Consider the following 26,982-nt stretch of genomic DNA (forward strand, 5'->3'; position numbering starts at 1 on the left):
ATGAAAGAGAGAGGCATTTTGTCCGCTTCGGATTTGAGAAAACCGTGGAATAAGGCGGTTTACGGATTTATGGTGCTGTGCATTGCCGTGATGACCTTCACGATGCTGTACCCGATCGGCATGACGATGTTCAACGGATTGAAGAGCAATCAGGAAATCAACACGTTTCCGCCGCGCTTTTTTCCGTCGGAATGGCATTGGGAGAACTTCCCGAAGGGGTGGGCATACATCGATCTGCCGATGTTTCTGAAGAATACGCTGCTGATTTTCGGCGGTAATCTGCTGGTCACGATTCTGGTGCTGGGCATGGCGGCATTCAGCATTTCCCGCATCCGGGTTCCGTATCATCGGGCCATCTATTTCTTCATTCTCATGACCTTGTTCATTCCGGCGTCGAGTTACATGATTCCGAATTTCGTCAATTTGAAGGAGCTCGGCCTGCTGAATTCCTACTGGGCCTTCTGGCTGCCGGCCGGAGCGAACGCATACTTCTTCCTGCTGATCAAAAACTTCTTCGACGGCATTCACCTGGAGATCTTCGAGGCGGCGCGCATCGACGGCGCTTCGGAGATGAGCAGCTTCCTGCGGATCGCCATACCGCTATCCGTTCCGATCTTCGCGACGCTGGCGATTTTTACATTCTCCACGGCATGGAACGACTGGTTCTGGCCGTCGCTCGTCATGCAGACCCAGGACAAATATACGCTGGCTACGGCCATTTACAAGTATGTCATCAACGCAAGGAGCCTGGACAGCAGCGTTAAATTTTCGATCCTGTTCATGGTGATGGTGCCGCCGATCTTCGTATTTCTGGCGTTCCAGAAATTCATCATGCGCAGCGTCAGCCTCTCGGCCGTCAAAGGGTAGGGCAGCAGCGGCGCACATCGTAGCCCTGCACACGATCGTCATATGAATGCACATCGTCCTTTCCGGATTTGGCTTTTATGATGGAGAGAGGAAAGGACATCATTATTTCTAAAGAAAAGGGGAGTATCCATGCGCAAGTTCTCAGCATTACTGATCTGCCTTATGCTGTTCAGCTCCTTGCTCGCCGCATGCGGCGGCGGCAAAGCGTCGCCGGAGGTCACGAATACAGAGGGAGGGACCGCCAATTCCGGAGGGACGGCCACGACGCAGACGGAGGAGCCGAAGGAGGATATCGCGGATCAAAAGATCACGATCAAGATTCACTATCCGCTGCCGGATGATACAACGCTGCGTCAGCAGGAGGACGATAAAATCGCCCGTTTCCAGGCGAAATATCCGAACGTGACCATCGTGAAGGACGACTGGCAGTACAGCGTCAACGAAATTGGGGTGAAGATGGCTTCGAACGAAGCGCCGACATTTTATAACACTTGGGCCACGGAGGCACAGCTGCTCGTGGAGCGGGGCTGGGTGGCCGACATTACGGAGTTCTGGAACGACTGGGAGTACAAGGACGACATGAATCCCGTGCTGCAGGATCAATTCATCGTGGACGGCAAGGTGTACGGCGTTACGCAGAACGGTTATATCACGTCTACGATCGTGAACAAGAAGCTGCTGGACGCGAAGGGCGTGCCCGTACCGCCGATGGATTGGACATGGGACGATATGTACAACACGGCGAAAGGCGCTGCGGACCCGAAGGCCGGCATCTCCGGAATCGCGCCGATGGGCAAGGGCAATGAAGCAGGCTGGAACTGGACCAACTTCTTGTTCGAAGCCGGCGGGGATATCGAAGTGAACGAGGACGGCAAAGTGAAAGCGGTGTTTAACTCGGAAGCCGGCGTGAAGGCGTTGGATTTCTACAAGAAGCTGAGATGGGAAGCAAACGCCATTCCGCAGGACTGGGCCCTAGGCTGGGGCGATGCTGTCAGCTCGTTCCAGCAAGGACGGACGGCGATGGTCATTGCAGGCGCATTTGACGTGATCCAGCCGGCATTGAACGAGGGCGGCATGAAGCCTGAGGACGTGCTTGCGTATCCGATGCCTGCGATGGAGAAAGGCGGAGCGCACCACGGCATTTTGGGCGGCAACTATCTGGTCATCAATCCGAATGCCACGAAGGAAGAACAGGAAATGGCATTCCGCTATATCACGTTTGATTATTTTACGGATGATGCGCTGAAATCGGTGGAAGATACGATCAATGCCCGCAAGGCCGAGGGCAAATATTTTGTGCCGACGCCGTTGGAATATTTCAGCGACGATTCGGAGTATGCGGCGAAGGTGAAGGCGATCTACGATAAGTACGACAACGTCTACGAATATGATCCGCAGCTCTTCAGCCTGTTGGAAGGAAAGCCTGAAGCGCAATTCGGCACGCAGGATTACTATGCGGCAATGTCCAACGTGGTGCAGGAATCGTTCTCGAAGGAAGGCACGGATTCCAAGAAGCAGCTGGACGAAACGGCCAAACTGGTTCAGGAGAATTTCTTTGATAAGATCGAGCAGAAGTAGGAAAGAGGCCATTTGATGTCCGTGAATCTAGTAAATAAACGTAATAGAACAACCCGCCCAAGGATTATCCTTAGGCGGGTTGTTTCTGTTTCATAGGGATGACCGTGGAATCGATTAGTAGATCTCACTCGCATCCGCCGGCAGCTGCCGGACATGCTGCAGGAAGCCCGTTACGCGCTGATCCTGCCCCATATCGTATTCAAAGTCCAGCTGCTTGGCGACATCCAGCGCAGTTCTGCGGAACAGCGCTCCCATCGTAAACAGCGCCTCCCACACCTCTTCGTAGGTTCCGCGAGGGTAGGTGGACATCAGCTCGTTCCAGCTGTCCGCAGACAGGTGGTTTTTCAAGTACTTGCCGTTCTTGCCTACGCTTAGCGAGAAATCGGTCTGGGTGCCCACCTGCCACTCCAGCATTTTCATCAGCATCGGCCGCATGATGTTGTGAAGATGGTCCTGGGCATACAGGATTTCTTCACGCCACAAGCCTTTGGCGACATACGTGGATACCCACCAGAACTCGTTGCAGCAATCCTCGAAAAAGGCCGCCGACGGACGCTGTACCCAGAAATCCTCGTCGGACGGAGCAGGAACCTTGGGAAAGGTTTGATCTTTATCCATTAAGATCTGGATCAATTTATCTTCCTTGCAGTATTTCTCCTTCTCCTCGATGGGGATCAGGGTCATGTCAATCCGGTTCCCGTCGGTAAATAACATCAGGTAGGAGAACCAGCCTCCAAGATCCGGAGGGAACAGGGCCATATCTTCCGGCGTCTGCAGAATCAACCGTTCCCCGAAGACGTCGATCCAGTTTGGATCCTGGATAAAGCTTTCCATATCCGTAACATGAAAGCTGATGTCGTAATCTTGAAAAATATCCTTCGGGACGTTAGGGTTCGTTCGGGAGCCTTCCAGGGTTACGGCCCGAACCCGCTCATCGCGGGCTGCATAGCCCAATACCAAATCCATCATTTCTTGCTCGCTTCTCATGTGTTCGTAGCCTCCGTATTCATATTTGGACTACCGATGATTCGAATCGAACAGGTCAGGAGGTCCACGGATCCGGATCGTAGAAGCATGGCATGGATGTGGAGCAGGTTATAACTTGTTCAACAGCTTTTTCATGAGGAAATCTCCTTTCGCGTTCTTTGAATTTATCTAGGTTAATTCTTCATGGCCTTAAAAGATTCCTCCGCGGCCTCAAGCGTTGCCTCGATGTCCGCCTCCGTATGGGCCGTGGTCATGAACCAGGCTTCGTATTTGGAAGGGGCCAGGTTCACGCCGCGGTCCAGCATGTGGCGGAAGAAGGCCGCAAAGGCTTCGCCGTCGGTATCCTGCGCTTCGTCATAGTTCGTGACCGGATGATCGCAGAAGTGCGTGGAGAAGGAGCCCCGGATGCGGTTGATCGTGAGCGGAACGCCATGGCGGTCTGCGGACGCTTGCAGGCCTTCCGTCAATTTGATGGTCAAGCGCTCCATCTCCTCATACACGCCTTCGCCCTGCAATACCTCCAAGCAGGCGATTCCGGCCGCGATGGAGGCAGGATTGCCAGCCATGGTTCCCGCCTGATAAGCTGGGCCGAGCGGGGCAACCTGCTCCATCACGTGTTTCCGGCCGCCGTAAGCGCCGATCGGCAGTCCGCCGCCGATGATTTTACCGAGAGCCGTAAGATCCGGCTGAATCGCCTCGTGATTGGCCAGACCCGCATAGGTTTGGGTGGATCCGTAATGGAAGCGGAAGGCGCTGATAACTTCGTCATAGATGACCAGCGACCCGTTGTCGTGCGCCATCTGGCACAGGCCTTCGAGGAATCCCGGCTTCGGCATGACCATTCCGAAGTTGCCGACGATCGGCTCGACCATCACGGCGGCCACATCTTCGCCCCATGCGTCGAGGGCAGCGCGCAGGCCTTCCAGATCGTTGAAAGGAACGGTAATGACTTCCGTGGCAATGCTGGCCGGGATGCCGGCGCTGTCCGGAATGCCGAGCGTGGAAGGCCCGGAGCCCGCAGCCACGAGGACCAGATCGGAATGGCCATGGTAGCAGCCGGCGAACTTGATGATTTTGTTGCGCTTGGTGTAAGCGCGGGCGACCCGAATCGTGGTCATGACGGCCTCGGTGCCGGAATTGACGAAACGTACCTTGTCCATGGACGGGATGGCTTCCTTCAGCATTTTGGCCAAGGTAATTTCAAGCTCCGTCGGCGTTCCGTATAGGGTGCCGTTTTGGGCAGCCGCCGTGATCGCCGCCGTAATATGCGGATGGGCGTGTCCGGTAATGATCGGGCCGTAAGCCGCCAAGTAATCGATATAACGGTTGCCGTCCTCGTCCCAGAAGTGGGCTCCGCTTGCGCGTTTCATGAAGACGGGGGCACCGCCGCCTACGGCTTTAAACGAACGGGAGGGGCTGTTTACGCCGCCTACGATATGCTGCAGCGCTTCTTGATACAGGGCTTCGGAACGGTTTCTTGAGGTTGACATGATAGTAAAACTTCCTTTCTTCATGAAGCAGGACAGGAAGCTAGATTGACGTAGCGCCCTGTCCTGATTGCTGTAAGTGTATTAGTTGCGATCCGTTGTCGCAGATGGTGTTGCGGAGCTTTCAGAGTCGCTGTTCTCGGAGTCGGTATTCCCGGTATCGGTGTACCCGGAATCACCTTCCGTGCCTTCGCCGTCTTCGGTCTCAAGGTCTGGCGTCGGCGGGTTCATGATGTCCTGGATATACTGCTTCAGCGTATCCGGATTGCCGACCGTTAAGACGGCGGCGCCGCCGATATGTTCTTCCTTCAGTAGTTTCATCGGAGGTACCTGCTCGCTGCCGCTCATTTTGCTCTTGTAGGCGACGTTCGCAAGCTTCCACATATCCTCGACATCGAGATTCGTATCAATATAAGGGCTGACGGACTTCAAGATGTCCGGAAGCTTCATGATGGAAGTGGTGGTCTGCATTTTCTTGGCTACGGCCTTCAGGAGCTCGCGCTGCCGCTCGGTGCGGGTGAAGTCGCCCATCGCATCATAGCGGAACCGGACGTATTGCAGTGCCGCATTGCCGTCCAGATGCTGCATGCCTTGCTTCAAATCAATGTCGTACTCGTTCTTGTCGGCTTTACTTGAATAACTCATGTCCTTCTCCACGTAGAAATCAACCCCGCCGACGGAATCAACCAGCTTCATGAAGCCCTGGAAGTCCGTATAGACGTAGTATTGAATCGGTATGCCCAGCAGATCGCCTACCGCCTTCATGGCCGTGTTCGGGCCGTGCGTGATGGCCGTATTGATACGGTTTCGGTCATACCCGGGTATTTCTACGTAAGTATCGCGCAGAATAGAGAATAAGTGCATTTTCTTCTTTACGGGATCAATCGAGGCAACAAGCATACTGTCGGAACGAGGAATTTCCCCTTCCTCGAAACCGCGCGCATCGACGCCCATCAGCAGAATGTTAACCGTCTCCTTGCCTTCCCACTCCGGCGGGGCAGGGACTTTGGCATCCACCTTCTCGATTTCCCGAAAAGGGGAGGCTTCGCCAGTTTTCTGAAGACTTTGCAAGCCGTCATAAAACGAGGCCGCATAATAGATGCCGTAACCAATGACGGCGGCCAGTATGATGCTGACACTCCATATAATCGTCTTCTTTGTTTTTTTGGTCATTGGGTTCTTCCTTTCGGATTACGCTGATGAATAAATTCGATAGAACATTTGAACATTCGACATTCATTCTATTATAATTTTTTTCGAAAAGACAATCAATTTTACGGGCCTAAAGTCCGTATAGCAGGAGTTGAGCCTTATCGCAGACCAAAAGCAGTTGAAGATTGGAAGCAAGGTGCCGGATTTTTCACTTCCGGCTTCGAACGGGGAGAAGGTAGCATTAAGCGATTTTCGTGGGCGCAAAGTCGTGCTGTTCTTCTATCCGAAAAATATGACCCCAACCTGCACCGAGGAGGCTTGCAGCTTCCGGGACAACTATGGTGCGTTGGAGCAAGCCGGCGCAGTCGTGATCGGGATCAGCCCCGATCCGCTGAAATCCCACGCCAAATTCATCGATAAGCATAGCCTGCCCTATTTGCTCTTGTCTGATGAGGAGCATAAGGTAAGCGAAATGTTCGGCGTATGGCAGATGAAGAAGATGTTCGGCCGTGAATATATGGGTATTGTACGCTCAACCTTCTTGATTGATGAGAAGGGGAAGCTGGCCGGCGAGTGGCGGAAGGTGAAAGTGAAAGGCCATGTCGAAGCGGTTCTCGCAGCCGTGCTGTCATAGCTATATATGAAGAACGGTCCCTCGGCATGCCTGAACAGGCATGGTAAGGGACCGTTTTTTTTGAATATATCTTGCAAGCAGGGAACCTCCAATGAGGAGCTTATCACCTAAATCAGAGGATTTGGCCAACCTGAATGAATCAGAACTTCAAGAACGTACCCGTCCGATATTCGCGGAAGGCTTCGTTCACTTCTTCCTCCGTGTTCATGACGAAGGGACCGCGGGCTGCCACGGGCTCCCGCAGCGGCTCGCCTGCGTACAGAACAAAGCGAAGAGGCTCCGCAGCCGCTGCCCGTATTTCGCTAGGTTTTCCGTCGATTCCAGCGCCCAGCCACAACACCTGGCTTTTAGCCGCGTTTACGCCATTGCCTCCGAAGGTTCCGCTGCCCTCAAGGATGTAGATGAAGCCGTTATAACTGCCGGGCAGGTCCTGCGCGATGGAAGCGCCGGGCTCCAGCAGCACCTCGACCATCGTGACCGGAACATGATTTTTGGTGGCGGATACGACATCGCCGGAAGAACCGGAGAAGACTCGCACAACCGCGCCATCCTCTTGTCGGATCGGCATATCCGCGCCTTTCAGGTTCTGGTAGCGGGGAGTCGTCATCTTCTGCTCGCGGGGCAGATTGATCCAGAGCTGCAGGACGTGGGCCGTTATGCCTTCTGACGGTACTTCGTTGTGGATGACGCCGCTTCCCGCCGTCATCCACTGCACGTCTCCAGGCCCTAGCACGCCGCCCTTGGAGAGGCTGTCATAGTGTTCAACGGTTCCATCGATGACAAAAGTAACGGTTTCGATTCCCCGATGGGGATGGTCGTCGAATGAACCGGCCTGGAACTTGTCCTCCATCATCCCGAGAAACGGATCGGCTTTGCTCCAGTTTCCAAATTCGATGACGGGTCCTGAGGCATGGATGGAGCTGTGCCGCCGAAGAACGACATCCCGGACTTCCGTAATATCACGCTGAATGACCGCTTGGTGATTCATATGTCTATCATCCCTTCCGAGTTCTGGATTTGAATTCAGTTTACTAGTAATGTGAATAGGAATCAAGGGACGTAAGAAAATATCAGATTCTAGTCTTTTTTTGAATCGCCCTCCATATAATCTATCAGGAAGCCGAACTCATAGAAACGATGGAGGTAGAGTTGATAATGAAAAATATGGTGCGGGTTACATCGATAGCGGTATTCTTCGGCGTTGTGGCAGTGCTGATCATGATCGGCATGGGACTTGAGGTTCAGGCGCCGATGGCAGACTATGCGGAGCAGGCCCCTTTAGCAGCGGCACCCCTGACAGCAGTGCCAGAGCAGAATGTTCAAGCAAAGACCCGGGAGGCAAGCAAGCCGGTCGTCACCACTGCATTCAAGAAACCATCGGCTGTGAACGCCGCACCTGTTCAATATAAGGAGAAGCCTAGCGACAAAACGGTATACCTGACATTTGATGACGGACCATCGGATTTAACGCTCGACGTGCTGGATATTTTGAAGCGGGAAGGAATCAAAGGCACGTTTTTTGTACTGGGCAAGGAGGCGGAGACCCGTCCCGAAATTATCAACCGCATCTATGAGGAAGGCCATGTGATCGGGAATCATACATATGATCATCGTTATGACGAGCTCTACGGGCATTTTCAGGATTTCTGGGGACAGATTAAGAAAACCGAGGAAATCATCCGTTTGATTACAGGGGAACGGCCGCAGCTGGTCAGAGCTCCCGGGGGGACGGCCGGACATTTCGACGAAGCTTATTTTCAATACATGAAGCAGGGGGGATATCATGTATTCGATTGGAATGTCGACAGCGGCGATTCCAGGTATAGGGGCGTCCCGGCTAAAGACATCGTAAAGGGGGCGACCACGAAAGTGAACGGCAAGGAGGCGATCGTGCTTCTCCATGACGGTAAAGGCCATGGCGAAAGCGTCAAGGCTCTGCCTGACATTATTTCTTATTATAAAAAGCAGGGCTATGCCTTTGACGTGCTGTCTCCGGAAACCGAGCCCGTTCAATTTCGTGCTCAGCAGACCGCCCGCAAGGCTTCACAGCCTTCACAGCAGTGGGTTCGCGAGCACGTCGCCGTCAACGCCGCCTTATTCGGGACCGGGCGAACGCTGGCCGTGGAATTCGGAGGGCTTGAAACCGCGTTTGCGGCAGGCGAATACAAGCTGGTCGACGGCCGGCTGATGGTTCCGCTGCGCGCTTTGGTGGAGCGGCTTGGCGGAAGCGTATCCTGGAAGTCTCACAACAAGACCGTGCAGGTGACGCTGGCAGGGAATCGCTGGGAAGCCGACCCGGTGGGAGGCTTGCTGTTCCCCATGCAAACCGGCGGCAAGCCGGTGTCCTCCGATGTTCATTTAATCGGCGGTACCGCTTGGATTCCGCTTCGGGAAGCGCTTGACTTTTCCGGCCGACCTGTTACAAGAGTGACATATGAAGAAGGCGAGTATCGCGTTCTAACTTTGTAGTCGAAAATGTATTTTATGTTTGTAATTATGCTTCACAAGTTATAGACTAGTACTTAGAGATATTTATCACAATCCCTAAGATTGTTTCAGATAAAGGAGGGGGAAGTTTCCCCCTGCTTTATTTTTGGCGATAGTGAGTCACCCATAAGTTCGCACTTTTGTAAGTGATGCATAATAGATACCGGTTATCCCAAAATTAAAGCTAGCCGGTACGATCGTCGCCAAGTTCATCTTGGGAATTCACTTAAAGAAAAGGAGGCAATTCATTATGACAGAAACATCTTCTCCACAGCCGTCCGAAACTCCGGAAAATGTTGTAGGAAACCAAGAAGCTGCGGCGTCCAGCCGTCCTGATGTGCTGCTCGAACAACTGCTCAAGCCCGAGGTTCAGGAATCCCTCACAACTCTCGTGGACAATCTTCCAAAACTTACGGAAATGCTGACCGTCATGACTAAGGCGTATGACTTCGGTAAATCCGTAGCTACGGATCCCGTGCTAGCGGAAGACACCATGGCTTCCCTGAGCGGATTCGCGAAGCCGATCACGACAACAGCAAAAAGCGTTGCATCTGCAGCCATCGAAGCCGGAGACCGCGTACACGCTCAAGGCGACCAAGCTCAGATCGGCGTATTTGGTCTGATGAAGATGCTGAAAGATCCTCAGGTTCAAAAGGGTCTTCGCTATGCTCAGGCTTTTTTGGACGTTCTTAACGAGCGCGACCAACAAAACAAGCGTTAATCCATAAATCATACGAAGAACGGAGGATGGTCATGTCTAAACATATTTTAATTTTGGGCGGAGGCTATGGCGGCTTGCTTAGTGCGCTTTCTGCACGCGAGCATTTTGGTGCTGCCGCAAAAATCACGCTGATCAACCGTTTCCCAACCCATCAGATCATTACGGAATTGCACCGTCTGGCAGCAGGCAACATCGCAGAGAAGGCAGTAGCTTTGCCGCTCGACAAGCTTCTGCGCGGCGCGAACGTTGACCTGCGCATCGGCAACGTTAAGGAAATCAAGCCGGATGAGCGTTCGGTTTCCCTGGACGACGGCGGAAACTTCACCTACGATGCCCTGGTTATCGCACTGGGCAGCGAAACGGCATTCTTCGGCATTCCGGGACTGCAAGAGAACAGCTTCATTCTGAAGTCCGTGAACGATGCTAACCGTCTGCGTGCTCATGTGGAGTCCCGCATTGCGGAATACAGCAAAACCAAAAACAAAGCGGACGCTACCATCGTGGTTGGCGGCGGCGGCTTGACAGGCGTTGAGCTTGTTGGCGAATATGCCGATATGAGAAGCGAGCTCGCTCGCAAATACGGTATCGACCCACAAGAAATCACGCTTTATTGTGTTGAAGCAGCTCCTTCCATTCTGCCGGGCTTCCCTGCCGAACTGGTTGACCGCGCGACAACAAGCCTGCAAAAACGCGGCGTGAACTTCCTGACCGGATTGCCGATTACCAAAATGGACGGCACGACCGTTGAACTGAAAGACGGCAGCACGATTGAAACCAGCACCTTGGTTTGGACTGGCGGCGTACAGGGCAACTCCGTTGTGGCTAACTGCGGCATCGAAGTCAACCGCGGACGTGCGGTTGTCAACGAATTCCTGCAATCCGCTTCCCATCCTGACGTATACGTTGCAGGCGACAGTGCGGTTGTTATGGGACCGGAAGGCCGTCCATACCCGCCAACGGCACAGCTGGCATGGCAAATGGGCGAGCTGATCGGCTACAACATCTTCGCTCAATTGAACGGCGGCGCACCGGCTTCCTTCAACCCGGTATTCTCCGGTACGCTCGGCAGCTTGGGACGTAAAGACGCCATCGGCACCATCGGCGCCAACAAAACCCAATTGAAAGGTCTGCCTGCAACCTTGATGAAGGAAGCAAGTAACATGCGTTACCTGTCCCACATCAACGGTTTGTTCACGCTGGCTTACTAAGCCTGGAAGGCGACATTATATCCAAATACAAGAGATGGACCCGGAATGATTCGGGTCCATCTTTTTTTATTGCGCAGCCAAAACATAAGCGCAGAGACTTAGGGACAACGTCAGGAAAACATAATACGATGTATACACCCGAAGCGAGGATGCAAGCAGGGAAGGGATTCCCGGGCGCCGCTCCCGACGGGATGTGGGTGAAGGAGGTAAGAAAGGCAGAATGGATGAGCTCCAGAGCGAAGAAGAAAGAAGGTCAGATAGTTATGTAAGCGCTATCTAAAGTGGTTCGCAATTTTCATTTCATGAAACAGGAGGGAGCATGTATGCGGGGATACCGTCGTCTTCATTCGATCGTGATTCAACTGTTTATGTTTTTTTTCATCGGCACAACACTCCCGGTTCTCATCATGGGTTTCCTTTCGTATCACAAATCGGCCTCGATCGTGGAGGAGCAGGTCAGTAAAGTGGCTTCCCTCACGATCACCCAAGTCAGCGACAAGCTGAATATGTTCTTCAAGAAACTGGACGACTCCTCGATGATGGTGCTGAACAGCAAAGTGGTTCACGGCATACTGGAGGATCAGGATATCAGTAAATACGACCTGACGTTGAAGGTGAAGGAGGGGAAGGACCTGCTGACGTCCATCATGATCAATTCGCCGGAGATCTTGGATGTATACGTGTTTGACGTGCAGCGGAACAATTCGGTCCTGAGCGCGGATTCCTTGATGTCCATCCCGGACCAGTGGGATTCTCCTTGGTATCGGGCGATATTGGAGGCGAACGGGCAGGCGGTATGGTTCGGCTTGTCGGATACCTCCTACCTGAAGCAAACGGGAATGGGATTTCCCGTGTTCGGGCTGGGCCGGGCAATCCGGAGCTGGGATACGGGGGAGATCGTCGGGGTGATGTTCATTGAAATTATGGGGGATGTCCTGATTGATGAATTAAACCATGTCCAATTCGGCGACACGGGGTATATGTACGTGGCGAATGACGAGAATCGTTACTTTTACCATCCCGATCCATCGATGTACGGGAAGCAGTCCAGGATCAAGCTGCCCTCGGGTTTGACGGAATACAACCTCAATAACAACAAAACGCTGATGATCCCCTCGCGCCTGAACAACGGCTGGCATGTGGTCGGCATGGTGCCGCTTAAGGAACTGACGGCCGATTCCGCCAGCATCCGGAGTTTCACGGTCTGGATCGTATTCGGATCGATTCTGGCCGCGATCGGCATCGGATATTTCATGACGAGGAGAATCGGCAATCCGCTCGTTCAGCTGAGCCGCTTGATGCGCAGAAGCGAGGCGGGCGATTTATCGGTCCGCAGCAAGAACGTAGGTCCCAGCGAGATCGGTCAGCTGGGCCGAAGCTTCAACAAAATGATAGAGCAGATCGATCTGCTCATCAGGCGGATCGCCGCGGAGGAGTCCGAGAAGAAAAAAGCCGAAATCCGCGCGCTGCGGTATCAGATCAATCCCCATTTTCTCTACAATACGCTGAACTCGATCCGCTGGATGGCCAAGCTGAATCGAACGAATGACGTAGACCGATCGGTCACGGCCCTGGTTCATCTGCTGGAGGGGAGCCTGGAGCGCAACGGTGTGTTTATAAGGCTTGGAGATGAATTGGAGCTGCTTCGGAAATATATGATCATCCAGAATTACCGTTATGACCACCCAATCGAGCTGCGGATCGATTGCCCTGAGGAAATGGAGGACCTCCACGTTCCCCGGATGCTGCTGCAGCCGATCGTGGAGAATGCGATCTTTCACGGGATTGCCCCGCTTGATGAAGGGGGCGTCATTCAGATCCGGATAACACTGCAGCAGCAGGATGTCATGGTGCGGATCGAGGACAACGGGATCGGCATTAAGCCTGAACGGATCAAGGGACTGCTGTCGTATGAGCAGGATCACTCCAAGCAAGGCATGACCCATATCGGCCTGCGTCATGTTCACCAAACGGTCCAGCTGTATTACGGCAGCAGGTACGGGGTATGGGTGGAAAGCACGGAAGGCGGAGGAACGAGGGTCACGGTCACGTTTGCGAAACAAAGGGGGGACGATTATGTACAGAGTGCTGCTCGTGGATGACGAAGCGATCGCGCGTACGGGACTGCGCTCGACCTTCGATTGGGAGAAATACGGTTACCGGCTTGTCGGGGAGGCCTCCAATGGACAACGGGCCATGAAGTGGATCGTAAACGGGGATCTGGACATTCTGATCACGGATATCGCCATGCCGGTCATGGACGGCCTGGAATTGACCCGGCGGACAAGGGAGCTTTGTCCTTGGGTGAAGGTGCTGCTGCTCAGCTGTCACAGCGATTTCGAATTCGTGCGGGAAGGCATCAGGCTTGGCGCATCGGATTATATCCTCAAGCCGACGCTGGACGCGGACTCCCTGGTCGCCGTGCTTGATCACATGCGATTGAAGCTGGAAGAGGAGAAGCAGATGCAGCGGATTCTGACCGAGCATGAGCAGCAGCAGCGGCTGAATAAGAAGAAGGCTGCCGGAAAAATGCTCTTTCAGGCGCTGTCTGGTGAGCCGGATGCGCTCGCGAAGCTGGAAGCATGGAACCGTAACGGCCCGTATCTGCTGGCCGTGCTCCAGCTAGAGTCGGACCTGGGCGGTGCCGCGGCCGGAGGACAGCCAAAGGATTGGCAGGAGGAGATCGAACGGTTCATGGGACAGTTATATGACCAGGCGCCGGAGGCGCTGGCAGCTCGGCTGGAAACGGACCGGATCGCAGTCTGCTTACCGTTAAGGGATGAAGCAAACGGGCAGGCTTCAGAGCTCGAAGGAGGTTTCCGCCTGCCGATCCGGAGCATGATGGGGCTCAGCAGGAGATATAACAGCATGGATAAGCTGCAAGAAGCGTTTAGAGAAGCCGCTGAAAGCCTGGAGGGCCTCTTCTTTCATCCAGATCAACAGATATTGCGGGCAGAGGAGCTTCCCCTGACCGCCGATTCGGCTCAGGAGAGGCCGGCTGCCGAGCTGCATGCCCTAAGGGCCGCGCTGACCGTCGGGAACATGGACATAAGCCAAGAGCGTCTCCAGTCCATTATGCAGAGCTGGCGTCCCGGACGGATGAAGAAGCCGGCGGTCCTCCGGGAAGCAGAGGAGCTTCTGAGCTTGCTTGCTATGTTTCATCTTCCCGGCGGCCCGCCGCTTCCGCAGATCAGGGAGGTGGGCAAGCTTCGCTCGGTGGAGGAAGTGAAGAAGCTGGTGCTTCAAGGCTTCCATGCGCTGCGGGAGGAAGCCATGCGCCACCCTGTACCGGAATCCACGCTGCATGAGCGGATCGTGCTGCAGGCCGTCCGATATATTAAGGCGCGTTTTACCGAGCCGATCTCCCTGCAGGAGGTGGCGGACGAAGTGGCCGTCAGCCGCAACTATTTTAGCGAATTGTTTAAGCGCGTCACGGGACACAACTTCATTGACTATGTCATTGATCTCCGCTTGAAACGGGCCAAGGAGCTGCTTTCCACAACATCGCTGCGTGTGTATGAAGTGGCGGATCGTTCCGGATTCAATGACGTCAAATACTTCAGCAAGCTGTTCAAGAAAATGGTAGGCATGACGCCAGCTGAGTACCAGGGACAGCATCGAAAATAAGGGGGATTTCATAGGATCGGAAAAGAAGCCACTTTTTCGGAACATAATCCGTTCAAAAGCTTTTTGCCAAAATTTTATAATTAAAGCGTTTACAAAAGCTGTGCCAGCGAGTCCAAATCTGGTTTGAATGGAGGAAATGAAATGACAAGGAAACAGGTGAGAGGGTCATTGCTTGCAATCATTCTTCTACTATCATCCATACTCCAAGCGTGTGGAGGCGGCGGAACATCAGAGGGCGGGGAGTCCGGAAGCGGCGAGAAGGTCAAGATCAAATGGGCGACCTGGGGAAATCCCGGCGAGCTTAGCCGCTTTCAGGAGCTGACGAAGGAATTTAATAAGAATCACTCGGACATTGAGGTCGAATTTATTCCGATTCCGGGCGAGTATGATCAGAAAATATTAACCCAATTAACAGGCGGGACGGCCCCGGATATCTTCTATGCAGGCGACGCCCTGGTCGTGAAACTGATCGAGAATCAGAGCATTGAGAATTTGACGACGTATATGGAAGCTCCGGAAAGCGTGATCAAGAAAGAGGATTATTTCGAAGGCTTGTGGGGCGCAGCCGTGCGGGATGACCAGATCTTCGGGGTACCGGTGGATTGTAACCCGATGGTGCTGTGGTACAACAAGAAGGTGCTGAAGGAAGCAGGGATAACCGAGATGCCGGCCGATCTTCAGGCGAACGGACAGTGGACCTGGGACAAATTCAAGGAGATGGCGGACAAGATCAGGGACAGCAAAAAGTACGGCTACGTGCTGGATAACTCCTGGAACAGCTACCACAGCTGGGTTACTTCCAACGGCGGCCGGGTCTACGACGACGAAGGGAATTTCGTAGCGGCTTCGGATCCGAAGGCGATGGAGGCTTTCCGCTTCCTGTACGACAACGTGAAATCCAAAAACATTACTTTCTCCGGCACGCTTCCCAAAGGGCAAGGCGGGGATGCCATGTTTATGTCCAACCAGGTCGGATTCGTTGCTGCAGGCCGCTGGTACCTGCCGCTGTTCAAGAAGAATCAAGGACTTGAATATGACGTAGTCACATGGCCAACCAATACCGGCAATAAGATCGAGCCGGCCGGTATTCCGACCGCCTACATGGTGATGAACAAGGCATCGAAGAATAAGGAAGCGGCATACACCTTCTTCTCCGAGTACGTAAGCAAAGAGGGCCAACGCTTCCGCCTGCAGGGCGGCGGCAATGCCGTCCCGTCGGTACAGGGAACGGATGAGGTGGTGCTGGAAGGGAATCTGCCGGAGCACGCCCAATTATTCCTGGACGCGCGCGAGATTGGGTATTCCCTGACTCCGTTTGAGGCGGGCATTCCCGGGCTAAGCCAGGATATAACGTCCAAGTTCGAGGCGCTGTGGCTGAAAGATCAGGAGCTTGAAAGCTCCTTGAAGGATATACAGGATATGGCCAACAAGAAAATTCAGGATTACAAGAGCGGCAATAATTGATCCAGCTCTGGGGAGGAACGGTGAGATGAAATGAACACGCAGCCTGCAGGAAGCTCCGGAGCCGCTCCTTCTCCGGAGCGGTTTCCGGAGAGGAGAACAACCTTAAAGAGCAAGACGTCCGACGGTTTGTGGGGGTACTTTTTTATCTTTCCCCAGATGATCGGCCTGATCGCTTTTTCATTGGTTCCGCTCATCTCGGCTTTTGTCATCAGCATGATGAACTGGGACGGCATGGGGGCGAAGAAATTTATCGGACTCCAAAATTTCGTGTCCCAGCTTCAGGATGAGGAGTTCCACATCGCTTTGGTGAACACGGTGTATTACACGATTCTGTCGGTACCGACCGGCATCGTTCTCGCCATGCTGGTGGCGGTGGGCTTAAACCGGGTTCGCGGAAAGATTCTGTACCGGCTGGTCTACTTCATGCCGAACATTACGATGTCCGTCGCCGTGGCCGTCGTGTTTATGTGGCTGTTCAACGCAGACTTCGGCCTCATTAACATGTACCTGCAGCAGTGGTTCGGGATAACGGGCCCCTCCTGGCTGACGGATTCCAGGTACGTGATGCCTTCGATTGCCCTGCTGAGCGTCTGGATGGGGCTGGGAGGCAACATGGTGCTGTTCCTGGCCGGACTTCAGGGCATATCGAGAAGCTATTACGAGGCGGCTGAGATTGACGGCGCCGGCAAATGGCAGCAGTTGATCCATATTACGATTCCGCTGCTGTCCCCGACGACCTTTTTCGTGACGATCATGTCCATCATCGGTTCCTTTCAGGTGTTCGACCAGTCGTTTGTCATGACCTCCGGCGGACCGGCGAAGGCCAGTTATACGCTTGTCTATCACATCTACGAGACGGCCTTTGCGGACTTTACCTTTGGCAAGAGCACGGCGTCGGCAGTCATCCTGTTCGTGATGATCCTGTCGCTCACCTTGTTCCAGATGAAGATGTCCAAGCGGTGGGTGCATTACGAAGACTGACGATTCGAACCTAGGAAGGAGGAAAACGAATGATACATCGGGGATTGAGGATGTCCACCGTGGTGCTGCATATCGTGCTGATTTTAGGCGCCTGCCTGATGGCCCTGCCGTTTGTGTGGATGGTGCTCAGCTCGCTCAAGGATTTGTCGCAAGTATTCGTCGTGCCGCCCAAATGGATTCCGGATCCGTTCATCTGGTCCAATTATAAGGATTCGCTGACGGCCCTGCCGTTCGGGCGCGCGTATTTCAACAGCTTCTATATCAATATCATCGTGGTGGTTTCACAGCTGGTTACCTGCTCCATGGCGGCTTATGCTTTTGCCAAAATCACGTTCCCGTTCCGGGAGCCGCTGTTCGTCCTGTTTCTGGCAACGATGATGGTTCCGGGACAAGTGACCATTATTCCGCTCTATCTGATCATGAAAAATATCGGGTGGCTGGATACGCATCTGGCGATTATCGTCCCTTCTGCGCTGCTGAACGCCTTCGGGGTATTTCTGCTCCGGCAATTCTTCAGGGGCATTCCGAAGGAAATGGAAGAGGCGGCCATCGTGGACGGCGCGAATCGCTGGACGATCTACGCCCGGATCATGATTCCTCTAATCAAGCCGGCTTTATCGGCACTCGGGATTTTTACCTTCCTCGGGATGTGGAACAACTTCTTTAACCCGCTGATTTTTCTCAGCAGCACGGATAAATTTACCGTACCGATGATGCTGAATTTGTACCGGGGCATGTATGCAACGGATTGGACGCTGATGATGGCGGGGGCTTCCATTGCGCTCGTCCCGGTGCTCATCGTGTATATCATTGGGCAGAAATATATTATTGAAGGCGTTACGTTATCCGGGATTAAGGGATAGGCCGGCTTGAGCAGCCCGTAAGCGGGGTTCCTTTGTACAAAGGAACCCCGCTTACGGTTATTTGTGTTTGTGTTCCTGTAGTATATTCTCATAGATATACTAGTATGGTAGTATAAGTAAAAATGAGTGCGCTTACATTATTCGCTTGGTAAAGGAGGACGAGGGCGATGTTCAATGTGCTTCTGGTGGACGACGAACCATGGGTCTTGGAGGGATTGAGAACGATGATCGACTGGGAACGGTTCGGATTCCAAATATGCGGGGAAGCCCTGAGCGCTCCCGAAGCGCTAAAGCTAATGGAACAATGGAAGCCTGAACTGGTGATGACGGATATCCACATGCCAGTCCTGAACGGCCTGGAATTGATTGAGCACAGCAAACGGATACTGCCTCTTCCTCCGAAATTCGTTATTTTGAGCGGATATGATGATTTTGGATACGCGCATCAAGCCATGCGCCAACGGGTCGCCGAGTATTTGCTGAAACCGATTGATGACGAGGAGATCGAGGCAGTGCTTGCCAAGCTCAGCCATGAGATCCAGGACGAACGAGACGCTGAACGCAGCAACCGGAAGAAAGCCGGCCTTGCCGTCCATTATTTGTTGAACCGGCTCATTCGGGAAGAGTTGAGTCCTGATTTGGCCGAGCAAGCCAGCAATGCGATGCAAATCCAGGGCGAGCCGCTGCTGCAGTGCCTATTGATTGAAACAGGGATTACTGAAACGGGAGTGGATTGGATCGAATGGATGACCGATTACGGGCCCCCGAGCTTACTGGGATGCTTCCAGGACAATAGCGGGAGCATCGGAGTGGTGCTGCATGTCGAGCATTCGACTCCGGATGAGGTCATGGAGACTGCGCTGCTGTTGCAGTCTGCTCTGGCCCGGGAGCTTGAAGGGCCGGTTATCGTGGCGTTAAGCGGCACAGGGGAGGGAATCCAGGCGATCGGAAAGCTTTACAGGCAAAGCGCGGAGGTGCGCGACGATAAGCGAAGCCAAGGCCGAAGCGGCGTGTTTTGTTGCCAAGAACCGAGAGGAGCCGAGCGGCTCCGGGGACTTCCCTGCGGATGGATGGACGAATTGCTTTCCATGATTATGGCGGGGGAGCATGCGTCCATCGAGTCATGCTTGGCGCGGATTTTTACGGCCATGCCCGATCATCTCCTCCACCTGAGGGCTTTTCAAGCCGATGTGGCCGATCTGGAATTGAAGCTGTGTCGAAGAATCGCGGAAATGAATGGAGATCCGGATCTATTCATGAACCGGCTGCCAAGGAAGCTTGGTCATCTGAGTGATGCTTGCCATAAAGCGCCGTTGAAGAATTATATGCGGTTGCTCGCGTTTGAGGCCGCTTCGCAGCTGGAAGAGTTAAGCAAGCTTAACGAGCACAACACCATTTTTCAAGTGATTCAGTATGTCGACCGGGAGTACCGGAGCAGGCTTCAGCTTCAGGATTTGGCACGACATTTCCATATGAACGCCACCTATTTGGGGCAGCTGTTCAAGAAGCATGCTGGCAAGCCGTTCAAGGAATACCTGAATGACAAGCGGATCGAGGAGGCCAAGCTGCTGCTGAAACGGAGCGGAATGAAGGTTTCCGAGATTGCGCTCCATGTCGGGTTCCCGAACGCGGACTATTTTATCCATAAGTTTAAGTTGACAACCGGGATTCTGCCCTCGAATTACAAGAATCATGTTGAAAGCAAGCAGCGCTAAACCGGGAGGGTGCCTTCATGAAGAGGATGTTCAGGCTGGGGAATTTCGTGAACGATATTCCGTTGAAAACTAAATTTTTTCTTATTTTTGTCATTGGTGTACTGCTGCCTATTCTGGTGGTCAACCTCATCTTTATGGATCGGATGTCGGAGCTGATCCGGGAGAGAGAGGAGCAGAACCTCGATATCTCGATGGAGCGGGCTAGGAAGGATATTCATAATTTCATCGACGGCGGGGTGGCTGTAAGTCATGCGCTGAGTACGGATAAGACCCTTTACGAAATGCTCGATCGCGAGTATGAGTCCCAGCTGGACTTCTACGAAACCTTTGATGAGCAGCTCCGGAATCGGGTAACGAGCTACATACCGGTTAACAACCAGATTCAGCGGATTAGCATCTTCACCGAAAATTCCACCATTGTGTCCGGCGGCAATTATCATGTGATCAACGATAATGTGCTCGAGAGCGACTGGTATGCATTATGGAGCAGCTCGGCCCATCCGGTGCTGGTGGCGGCGTACAGGGCGGCAGAAGCGAACAACTCGGCATCGACGGTTCCGTACTTAAGCGTGATTGAGAAGATGGATTACTACGATACCTATGACACCTATGAGAAGCTGCTTCGAATCGATATCGATTTAAGCAAGATTTATGACGTCATTGTACGGGAACGCGATTATCTGGATATGTATTTGGTGAACGAGAACAATGAGATTATTATGTCGGCCAGCAGCGGTTATGAAAGAGGGAAGTACAGCGCATATTCGAAGCTTGACCTGGAGCAATACGACGAAGAGGATCGGCATGTGTTCTCGATCGGAACGGCCAGGTACGTGAAGGGGTGGAAGCTGATCGGCATCAACCGGGGGAGCCGGATTACGAGCGCCATGCTGGATATGCAGCTGTTTACCGTTGTATTGGCAGCGGTTGTTACGCTGGTTGCGGCGGTTTTTATTACGGTCATGCTGAGATCCTACAATTACCGGGTGAAGCGTTTGGCGCGTCATATGCAGAAGGTGAGCAACGAGAAATTCGACTTGATTGAACTGGACGAAGGCCGGGACGAAATCGGCGGACTCATCCGGAATTTCAATCAGATGACAGCGAAGATGAACTCCCTGATCAACAATGTGTACAAGCTGGAGATTCAGAAGAAAAGCCTGGAGATGGAGCGGGTTCGGGCTGAATTGAACTTTTTGCAGAGCCAGATGAATCCCCATTTCCTGTTCAATACCCTGAATGCGATATTGGTGGTCTGCACGAAGAATCGATACACGGATGTGACGGATATTATCAAAAGCTTGTCCAAGCTGCTTCGCAGACTCCTGAGCTGGAGAGAGGATTTGGTCTCCGTGGAGGAGGAAATCAGATTTATCGAAATGTATCTCAAAATCGAAAAATTCCGCTTTCGGGATAAATTCGAATATCAATTCAACATCGATATGGAAGCGCTTCATTATAAAATTCCGAAAATGAGCATTCAGCCGCTCGTTGAGAATGCATGCAAATATGGCTTGCAGGCGATGGATGGAGCGGGTCTGGTGACCATAAGCGCTTCGGTTGCCCGTGATTATCTTCGCATCGTCATTACGGATAGCGGTAAGGGCATTGAGCAAAGCAAGCTACGGGACATTATTCTCTCGGTTCGCAACGAGCAGTTCTCGGGCAACAGCTTCGGCATTCGAAACGTATATCGGCGGCTGGAGCTGTACTACGACGATCATGTCATTTTCAACATTGCCAGCACCCCGAATCAAGGGACAACCGTTTCATTCGAGATTCCGATCCGGCTGTTGGAGTCTCGGGAGCATGAAGGCGGAGAGGGGGAGAACCATGCCTTTCAAAGTGCTGTTGATCGATGACGAACAGGGTGCGCTGGAAGGGCTGGCGCTGTGGATCGATTGGGAACGCTTGGGGTTTAGCGTCTGCGGAACCGCGGGCAACGGAGTGGAAGGCTTGAAGATGATTCATGGGCTTGCGCCGGATTTGGTCATTACGGATGTAAACATGCCGCTAATGGACGGGCTTCATATGATTGAAACCTGGCAGCAGCATCACCGGGATAGCAGTGTGAAATTTGCCATCATGAGCGGCTACAGCGAATTTGAATATGCAAGGAAGGCCCTGCGTCATGGCATTCATCATTACCTGCTGAAACCCATTATTGCGGAAGAAGCCGAGGAGGAGCTGTCCAAGATCCATGAAGAGCTGATGCAGGAGCATCGCAGATTAAGCCTGAGTGCGATTGCTAAGAGGGAAGAGGATGTTTCGCTGATCATGCAAACGCTCTTGGAGATGCCGCTTAGGGCTAGCGGCCTGTCGAGGCTTCAGGTTTTATCCTCCGCCCATCAAGAGTGGAACGTATGTCTGATCCAAGCAGAGTCTGCCTTGTTTCCTGACGTCAAGGAAACCGTCGCCCGCTTGTCAGCCCACGCGAATTCGGAGTATGTCATCGATCTGGAATCGAACCGGCTTGGTTTGGTGAACGGTTATTCCCCTGACAACGGGAGCGTACCCTCAGGCACGATCCGCGAGCTGGTCCGCCATTATGCAGGACAGCGGCTGTTTATGGCTGTAGGAGAAGGCCAGCAGTCTCTGGTGCATATCCGTCGCTGCTACGAAACCGCCAAGGAAGCCATCGAGCATCAATTTTACGATCCGGCGTACGGCGGGATGATTTCATATGAAGAGGTACGGGATCGGCCGTTTCATTATCGTTACCCCACGAACCTGATGGATGATGTCATCAGGTCCGTGGAACTCCTCGACAAGAAGGGATACCGCGAGGCTGCCGGATTGGCTGCGTCCAGGTTTGCGGAGCAGCGAATCGCGCCGGGGATCGTGAAGAAAATGGTGATCCATGTTTTGTATAAAATCATGGATTTGGTGAGGGAGGCGGAAGGTGCGGAAGCTCGAATCCTGGCAGCCAAATCCAATGCAGCTGGATTAACGGACGGAACCTTCCATTTGAACGACTTGATGGGAGAGCTGCTGCGCTTCGGGGAAGAGTGCATCGAGCTTCTTCTCAAGGAGCAGGCCCGGCATTCGCAAGGCATAATCCAGGAGATTAACGATTATATTCGGCAGCACTACCGGGAGAATCTGACCATTAAGCGATTGGCGGAGCTTTTTTATCTGCATCCCGTCTATCTCGGCCAGCTGCTGATGCGTAAGAATGGGATTGGCTTCAACGAACTCATACATAATTTGCGGATTGAGGAAGCGGCCGCGCTGTTGAAGCAGAACAAGCTGAAGAACAGCGAAATCGCCGAAAGGGTCGGCTACACCCACTACAACCAATTCCTTAAGCATTTTGAAAAAAGATGGGGCATGGCACCGAATGAGTTCAAGAAGAGGATGTTCTAAAGTTTTTAAGGTTAATGCTTTAATTATAGTATAGTCCGCCTTTGAAAGCGCTTTTAAAATAAAGGAAGGTTACATGAAGAGGCGTATCGACCAACGATGTAACCACATTATGACGGAGGTGCTTTTATGGGGGGTAAGACAAAATCATGGCTTCGGCTCAGCACGGTGTTGCTGTTGTCGCTTTGCATCGTCCTTACGGGCTGCGGGGGCGGAAACGGGAATAGCGGGGCCCAGCCGGAAGCAAAGGACTCCGCAGAACAAACAACACCCGGGACGGACGGGGATAAGATCGAACCATTTGAGGTGAGTGTTTTTATCGGTCAGCCCGACCAGCAACCAACACCTGACAACAAGATTTATAAATTAATCAGGGAAAAGACAGGAGCATCCTTCAAATTCGAGTTCCTGGCAGGCGATATTGACCAGAAGCTCGGCGTTATGATTGCAGGCGGCGATTATCCGGACATGATGACAGCGAATCAAAAGCTGACAGCTGCCGGTGCCTTTATCCCGCTCGAGGATTTGATTGAAGAACATGCGCCAAACTTGAAGAAGCATTATGAGAAGTACTGGAACATGATGAAAGACCCGAATGACGGTCATATTTACAATCTTCCAAACTACGGTGTAACGAATGCTGATGTTACCTCGTCTTATTATTCGGGCCCAGCCTTCTGGATTCAGAAGGACGTATTGGCAGAGGCAGGATATCCAGAGGTTAAAACCTTGGATCAATATTTTGACATCATTAAACAATACAAGGAAAAGCATCCGACCATCGACGGTACCCCGACGATCGGCTTTGAAATTCTGAACTATGACTGGAAAAACTGGGGTCTGTTCAATGCTCCTCAGCATTTGATCGGTCATCCGAATGACGGCGGTGTAGTTGTTAAAGACGGCAAGGCGGAAATTTTTGCCGATAAGGACTATGCCAAACGTTATTATAAAAAGCTGAACGAAATGAATGCCCTGGGTATCATCGATAAGGAAACGTTCACCCAGAACTTTGACCAGTATATGGCGAAAATCTCCAGCGGTGCAGTTCTTGGCATGTTTGACCAGCACTGGAACTTCCAAAGCGCAGAGGACGCGCTGATTACTCAGAAGAAAGATGAAAGAACGTATGTCGGTCTTCCGCTTGTATTTGATGAAAGTATCAAGGATCATTACAAAGATCGTCCGGCTCTGAACCTCAATAACGGTTTCGGGATCACGGTCAACGCATCCGAAGAGCAGGCGATCAGAATTATCAAATTGTTGGATACGCTGATTCAAGAAGATTGGCAAAAAATCTTGTCCTGGGGGATCGAAGGGGAAGATTACATTGTCAAGGACGGCCGCTTCATGAAAACGCAAGAGCAGCGCGATCTGTTTACCGATGCAACCTGGAAGCTCGCGAATAAAGCCGATTCTTTCCACGGTCAAGCACCAAAAATGGAAGGTTTATTCTCGGACGGCAACGCTACGGACGGCGCTGCACAGCCTGAAGAAATGGTAGCCGCTTTGAGAGAGTATGACAAGAACTTCCTTGCCCAATACGGTTTCAACAGCTATGTTGACTTCTTCAGTCCAGCTCCTGAGAACGAGATTGCTTACCCGGCATGGTCGGTCGACCTGGTAGACGGATCTGAGGCGAAAATCGTGAATACGAAGCAAAATGAGTTGTCCACGAAGTACTTGCCAAAAGCCATTCTAGCTAAACCGCAAGAATTCGACAGCGTCTGGGATGAGTACGTCAGCGAAATCCGCAAGCTCAACATCAAGGCTTACGAGGATCGGATTAATGAAGTGCTGCAATGGAGAAGAGACACTTGGTCTGTTAAGTAAAGCAGCGGAAGGTACATGAATCGGAATGGGGAAGGCTCCTTGCCTTCCTTTTTACGAAATATAGGGTTTTGGGGAGAACAAACTTATGGAAGAGACCGTAGTCAAAGACTCTGCCGTCCGCAAGCCTAAGAAAAACAAGAAAATCACCTGGGCCGTCCTCAAAGAACAGAGACAGTTGATCTATATGTCAGTGCCTCTGATGGCATACATCATCTTGTTTGCCTACGTTCCTATTTGGGGATGGACCATGGCTTTCCAGGACTACAAGCCGGCTAGAGACTTTAGTGAACAGAAGTGGGTAGGATTTAAACATTTTGAATTCCTTTTTAAGGACGATAGTTTCCTGCAGGTGCTTCGCAATACGCTGGCAATGAGTGTTATCAATATGATTCTCGGTTTTACGACTGCAATTATTCTTGCATTATTACTGAATGAAATCAGAAAAGTATTTTGGAAAAGAACCGTACAGACGATCTCCTATCTTCCGCACTTTCTATCCTGGATTATCGTAACCGGGATTGTCGCGACGAGCTTGGCTTCGGACGGTATCATCAATGATATTCTTATGAAGCTGCATCTCATCAAGGAGCCGATCCAATGGCTCAGTGAAGGCAAATACTTCTGGGGAATCGTCGGAGCGTCGCATGTTTGGAAAGAAGTCGGCTGGAATACGATTATATATTTGGCTGCGATGGCATCCATCGACCCGGCGCTATATGAAGCTGCCGATATGGACGGGGCAAGCCGCTATCGGAAAATGTTCCATGTCACTTTGCCGGGCATTAAGCCAACGATCATTATTCTGTTGATCATGCAGGTCGGCCACATTCTGGAGGCAGGCTTCGAGGTTCAATACTTGCTGGGCAACGGTCTTGTTGTCGACTGGTCGCAAACGATTGACATTTTCGTACTGAAGTACGGGCTTGCCCAAGGCAATTACTCATTAGCAACGGCTGCCGGTATATTTAAAACGGTCGTTAGTGTGACGCTGTTATTGATTGCAAACGGAGTCGCGAAACGGCTAGGGGAAGAGAGGCTGCTATAGTGGACAATCAAACAATCAGCCCTGGGCCAGCAACTGCTGCCGCAGCGACTAAACCTGTCAGAAAAAAAAGCGTTGAGTCGATCCTATTTAATACGTTCAATACCTTGTTTATGATTGGTCTTGTCGTTGTCACATTATATCCTTTCTTGAATACGATCGTCGTTTCCCTGAATGCGGGGAATGATACGATCCGAGGCGGAATCTATCTCTGGCCAAGGGAATTTACATGGCAGAATTACAAGGCGGTATTCGCTTCTGGAACGATATATGACGCGTTCTGGATTTCCGTGGCAAGAACGGTGCTGTCGACGCTGCTGAATCTGGGTCTGACCACGATGCTGGCGTATACGCTGAGCCGCCGGGAATATGTATTTCGTAAGCCGATTACCTTGATCTTTATTTTGACGATGTACTTTAACGCAGGTTTGATTCCTGGATACTTTCTGATGAAGGACTTGAACCTGATTAATTCGTTCTGGGTATATGTGATCCCGTCGATGATCAGCGCATTTAATATGATCGTTATCCGGACGTATATCGGAACGATTCCGGAAAGCTTGGTTGAATCGGCAAGAATCGACGGAGCCGGAGATTTCAAAATCTTCATGCGGATCATCTTCCCGCTATGTAAACCGGTGCTGGCAACCATTGCACTGTTCGTGGCCGTGGGGGCTTGGAACTCCTGGTTCGATGCATTCATCTATACCTCCTCCCGTCAAGAGCTGAGTACTTTGCAGTATGAGCTGATGAAGCTCCTATCATCCAGTATGAACGCGAACAGCAACCCGGCAGTAGCTGCCGGCGCGGGGATGACGAAGGACTCTGCGGTGAATATGGTAACGCCGATTTCGATTCGCGCTGCCGTAACGGTCGTGGCATCCGTTCCGATTCTGCTGGTCTATCCGTTTCTGCAGAAATATTTCGTTGTCGGGTTGAACGTGGGCAGCGTCAAAGAATGAACAAGATTTTG

21 protein-coding genes are annotated in these 26,982 nt (G+C 52.3%); 17 read left to right on the forward strand and 4 right to left on the reverse strand.

From position 1 onward, the window contains the following. Positions 1-867 (forward strand): carbohydrate ABC transporter permease, encoded by an 867-nt coding sequence (locus GYMC10_RS04385; protein WP_012819040.1) that lies wholly within the window; start codon positions 1-3, stop codon positions 865-867. A gap of 129 nt (positions 868-996) precedes the next feature. After that, a complete protein-coding gene (locus GYMC10_RS04390; protein ID WP_012819041.1) occupies positions 997-2,445 on the forward strand; it encodes an ABC transporter substrate-binding protein in 1,449 nt (482 codons plus the stop codon). Positions 2,446-2,559: 114 nt separating this feature from the next. Here the strand turns inward: GYMC10_RS04390 and GYMC10_RS04395 are convergent, their stop codons facing one another. From GYMC10_RS04395 to GYMC10_RS04405, 3 genes are all read right to left on the reverse strand, one after another. Then, a complete protein-coding gene (locus tag GYMC10_RS04395; RefSeq protein ID WP_012819042.1) occupies positions 2,560-3,432 on the reverse strand; it encodes an aminoglycoside 6-adenylyltransferase in 873 nt (290 codons plus the stop codon). A 173-nt stretch (positions 3,433-3,605) separates the two neighbouring features. After that, a complete protein-coding gene (locus tag GYMC10_RS04400; protein ID WP_012819043.1) occupies positions 3,606-4,922 on the reverse strand; it encodes a glutamate-1-semialdehyde 2,1-aminomutase in 1,317 nt (438 codons plus the stop codon). A gap of 81 nt (positions 4,923-5,003) precedes the next feature. Then, positions 5,004-6,092, reverse strand: coding sequence for an LCP family protein (locus GYMC10_RS04405; RefSeq protein ID WP_012819044.1), 1,089 nt, complete (start codon positions 6,090-6,092; stop codon positions 5,004-5,006). Positions 6,093-6,222: 130 nt separating this feature from the next. On the opposite strand from GYMC10_RS04405, the gene bcp reads away from it, so the two are divergent. Further along, positions 6,223-6,705, forward strand: a complete 483-nt coding sequence (gene bcp, locus GYMC10_RS04410; RefSeq protein ID WP_012819045.1) for a thioredoxin-dependent thiol peroxidase — start codon at positions 6,223-6,225, stop codon at positions 6,703-6,705. A gap of 139 nt (positions 6,706-6,844) precedes the next feature. On the opposite strand, the gene GYMC10_RS04415 is transcribed toward bcp, so the two are convergent. Beyond that, a complete protein-coding gene (locus GYMC10_RS04415) occupies positions 6,845-7,693 on the reverse strand; it encodes a pirin family protein (protein WP_012819046.1) in 849 nt (282 codons plus the stop codon). A 167-nt stretch (positions 7,694-7,860) separates the two neighbouring features. On the opposite strand from GYMC10_RS04415, the gene GYMC10_RS04420 reads away from it, so the two are divergent. From GYMC10_RS04420 to GYMC10_RS04485, 14 genes are all read left to right on the forward strand, one after another. Then, positions 7,861-9,174, forward strand: coding sequence for a polysaccharide deacetylase (locus tag GYMC10_RS04420; RefSeq protein ID WP_012819047.1), 1,314 nt, complete (start codon positions 7,861-7,863; stop codon positions 9,172-9,174). Between the two features lie 268 nt (positions 9,175-9,442). Next, on the forward strand, positions 9,443-9,913 hold the full coding sequence (locus tag GYMC10_RS04425; RefSeq protein ID WP_009591098.1) for a DUF1641 domain-containing protein: 471 nt from the start codon (positions 9,443-9,445) through the stop codon (positions 9,911-9,913). Positions 9,914-9,945: 32 nt separating this feature from the next. Beyond that, positions 9,946-11,121, forward strand: a complete 1,176-nt coding sequence (locus GYMC10_RS04430) for an NAD(P)/FAD-dependent oxidoreductase (protein WP_009591109.1) — start codon at positions 9,946-9,948, stop codon at positions 11,119-11,121. Positions 11,122-11,444: 323 nt separating this feature from the next. Continuing rightward, positions 11,445-13,223: a sensor histidine kinase gene (locus tag GYMC10_RS04435; protein ID WP_012819049.1), complete on the forward strand. Its 1,779-nt coding sequence runs from the start codon at positions 11,445-11,447 to the stop codon at positions 13,221-13,223. Beyond that, positions 13,198-14,748, forward strand: coding sequence for a response regulator (locus GYMC10_RS04440; protein WP_012819050.1), 1,551 nt, complete (start codon positions 13,198-13,200; stop codon positions 14,746-14,748). The genes GYMC10_RS04435 and GYMC10_RS04440 overlap by 26 nt, the downstream gene beginning before the upstream one ends. Positions 14,749-14,889: 141 nt before the next feature. Further along, positions 14,890-16,212 (forward strand): ABC transporter substrate-binding protein, encoded by a 1,323-nt coding sequence (locus tag GYMC10_RS04445; protein ID WP_009591115.1) that lies wholly within the window; start codon positions 14,890-14,892, stop codon positions 16,210-16,212. A 30-nt stretch (positions 16,213-16,242) separates the two neighbouring features. Next, the gene (locus tag GYMC10_RS04450; protein ID WP_012819051.1) at positions 16,243-17,193 is read left to right on the forward strand and encodes a carbohydrate ABC transporter permease; all 951 of its coding nucleotides are present in this window, start codon (positions 16,243-16,245) and stop codon (positions 17,191-17,193) included. Positions 17,194-17,222: 29 nt separating this feature from the next. Beyond that, the gene (locus tag GYMC10_RS04455; RefSeq protein WP_012819052.1) at positions 17,223-18,056 is read left to right on the forward strand and encodes a carbohydrate ABC transporter permease; all 834 of its coding nucleotides are present in this window, start codon (positions 17,223-17,225) and stop codon (positions 18,054-18,056) included. A 167-nt stretch (positions 18,057-18,223) separates the two neighbouring features. Then, positions 18,224-19,771, forward strand: coding sequence for a helix-turn-helix domain-containing protein (locus tag GYMC10_RS04460; protein ID WP_012819053.1), 1,548 nt, complete (start codon positions 18,224-18,226; stop codon positions 19,769-19,771). Between the two features lie 17 nt (positions 19,772-19,788). Beyond that, positions 19,789-21,633 carry a sensor histidine kinase gene (locus GYMC10_RS04465; RefSeq protein ID WP_012819054.1) on the forward strand — a complete coding sequence of 615 codons (1,845 nt, stop codon included), beginning with the start codon at positions 19,789-19,791 and terminating at the stop codon, positions 21,631-21,633. Continuing rightward, the gene (locus tag GYMC10_RS04470; protein ID WP_012819055.1) at positions 21,605-23,137 is read left to right on the forward strand and encodes a response regulator; all 1,533 of its coding nucleotides are present in this window, start codon (positions 21,605-21,607) and stop codon (positions 23,135-23,137) included. The genes GYMC10_RS04465 and GYMC10_RS04470 overlap by 29 nt, the downstream gene beginning before the upstream one ends. A gap of 126 nt (positions 23,138-23,263) precedes the next feature. After that, positions 23,264-24,967, forward strand: coding sequence for an extracellular solute-binding protein (locus GYMC10_RS04475; protein WP_012819056.1), 1,704 nt, complete (start codon positions 23,264-23,266; stop codon positions 24,965-24,967). Between the two features lie 85 nt (positions 24,968-25,052). Next, positions 25,053-26,012, forward strand: a complete 960-nt coding sequence (locus GYMC10_RS04480; RefSeq protein WP_012819057.1) for an ABC transporter permease — start codon at positions 25,053-25,055, stop codon at positions 26,010-26,012. Further along, on the forward strand, positions 26,012-26,971 hold the full coding sequence (locus tag GYMC10_RS04485) for a carbohydrate ABC transporter permease (RefSeq protein ID WP_012819058.1): 960 nt from the start codon (positions 26,012-26,014) through the stop codon (positions 26,969-26,971). The genes GYMC10_RS04480 and GYMC10_RS04485 overlap by 1 nt, the downstream gene beginning before the upstream one ends. Positions 26,972-26,982 lie beyond the last annotated feature (11 nt).

Origin of the sequence: Paenibacillus sp. Y412MC10 (assembly GCF_000024685.1) — a bacterium.
Classification (GTDB): Bacteria; Bacillota; Bacilli; order Paenibacillales; family Paenibacillaceae; genus Paenibacillus_AQ; species Paenibacillus_AQ lautus_A.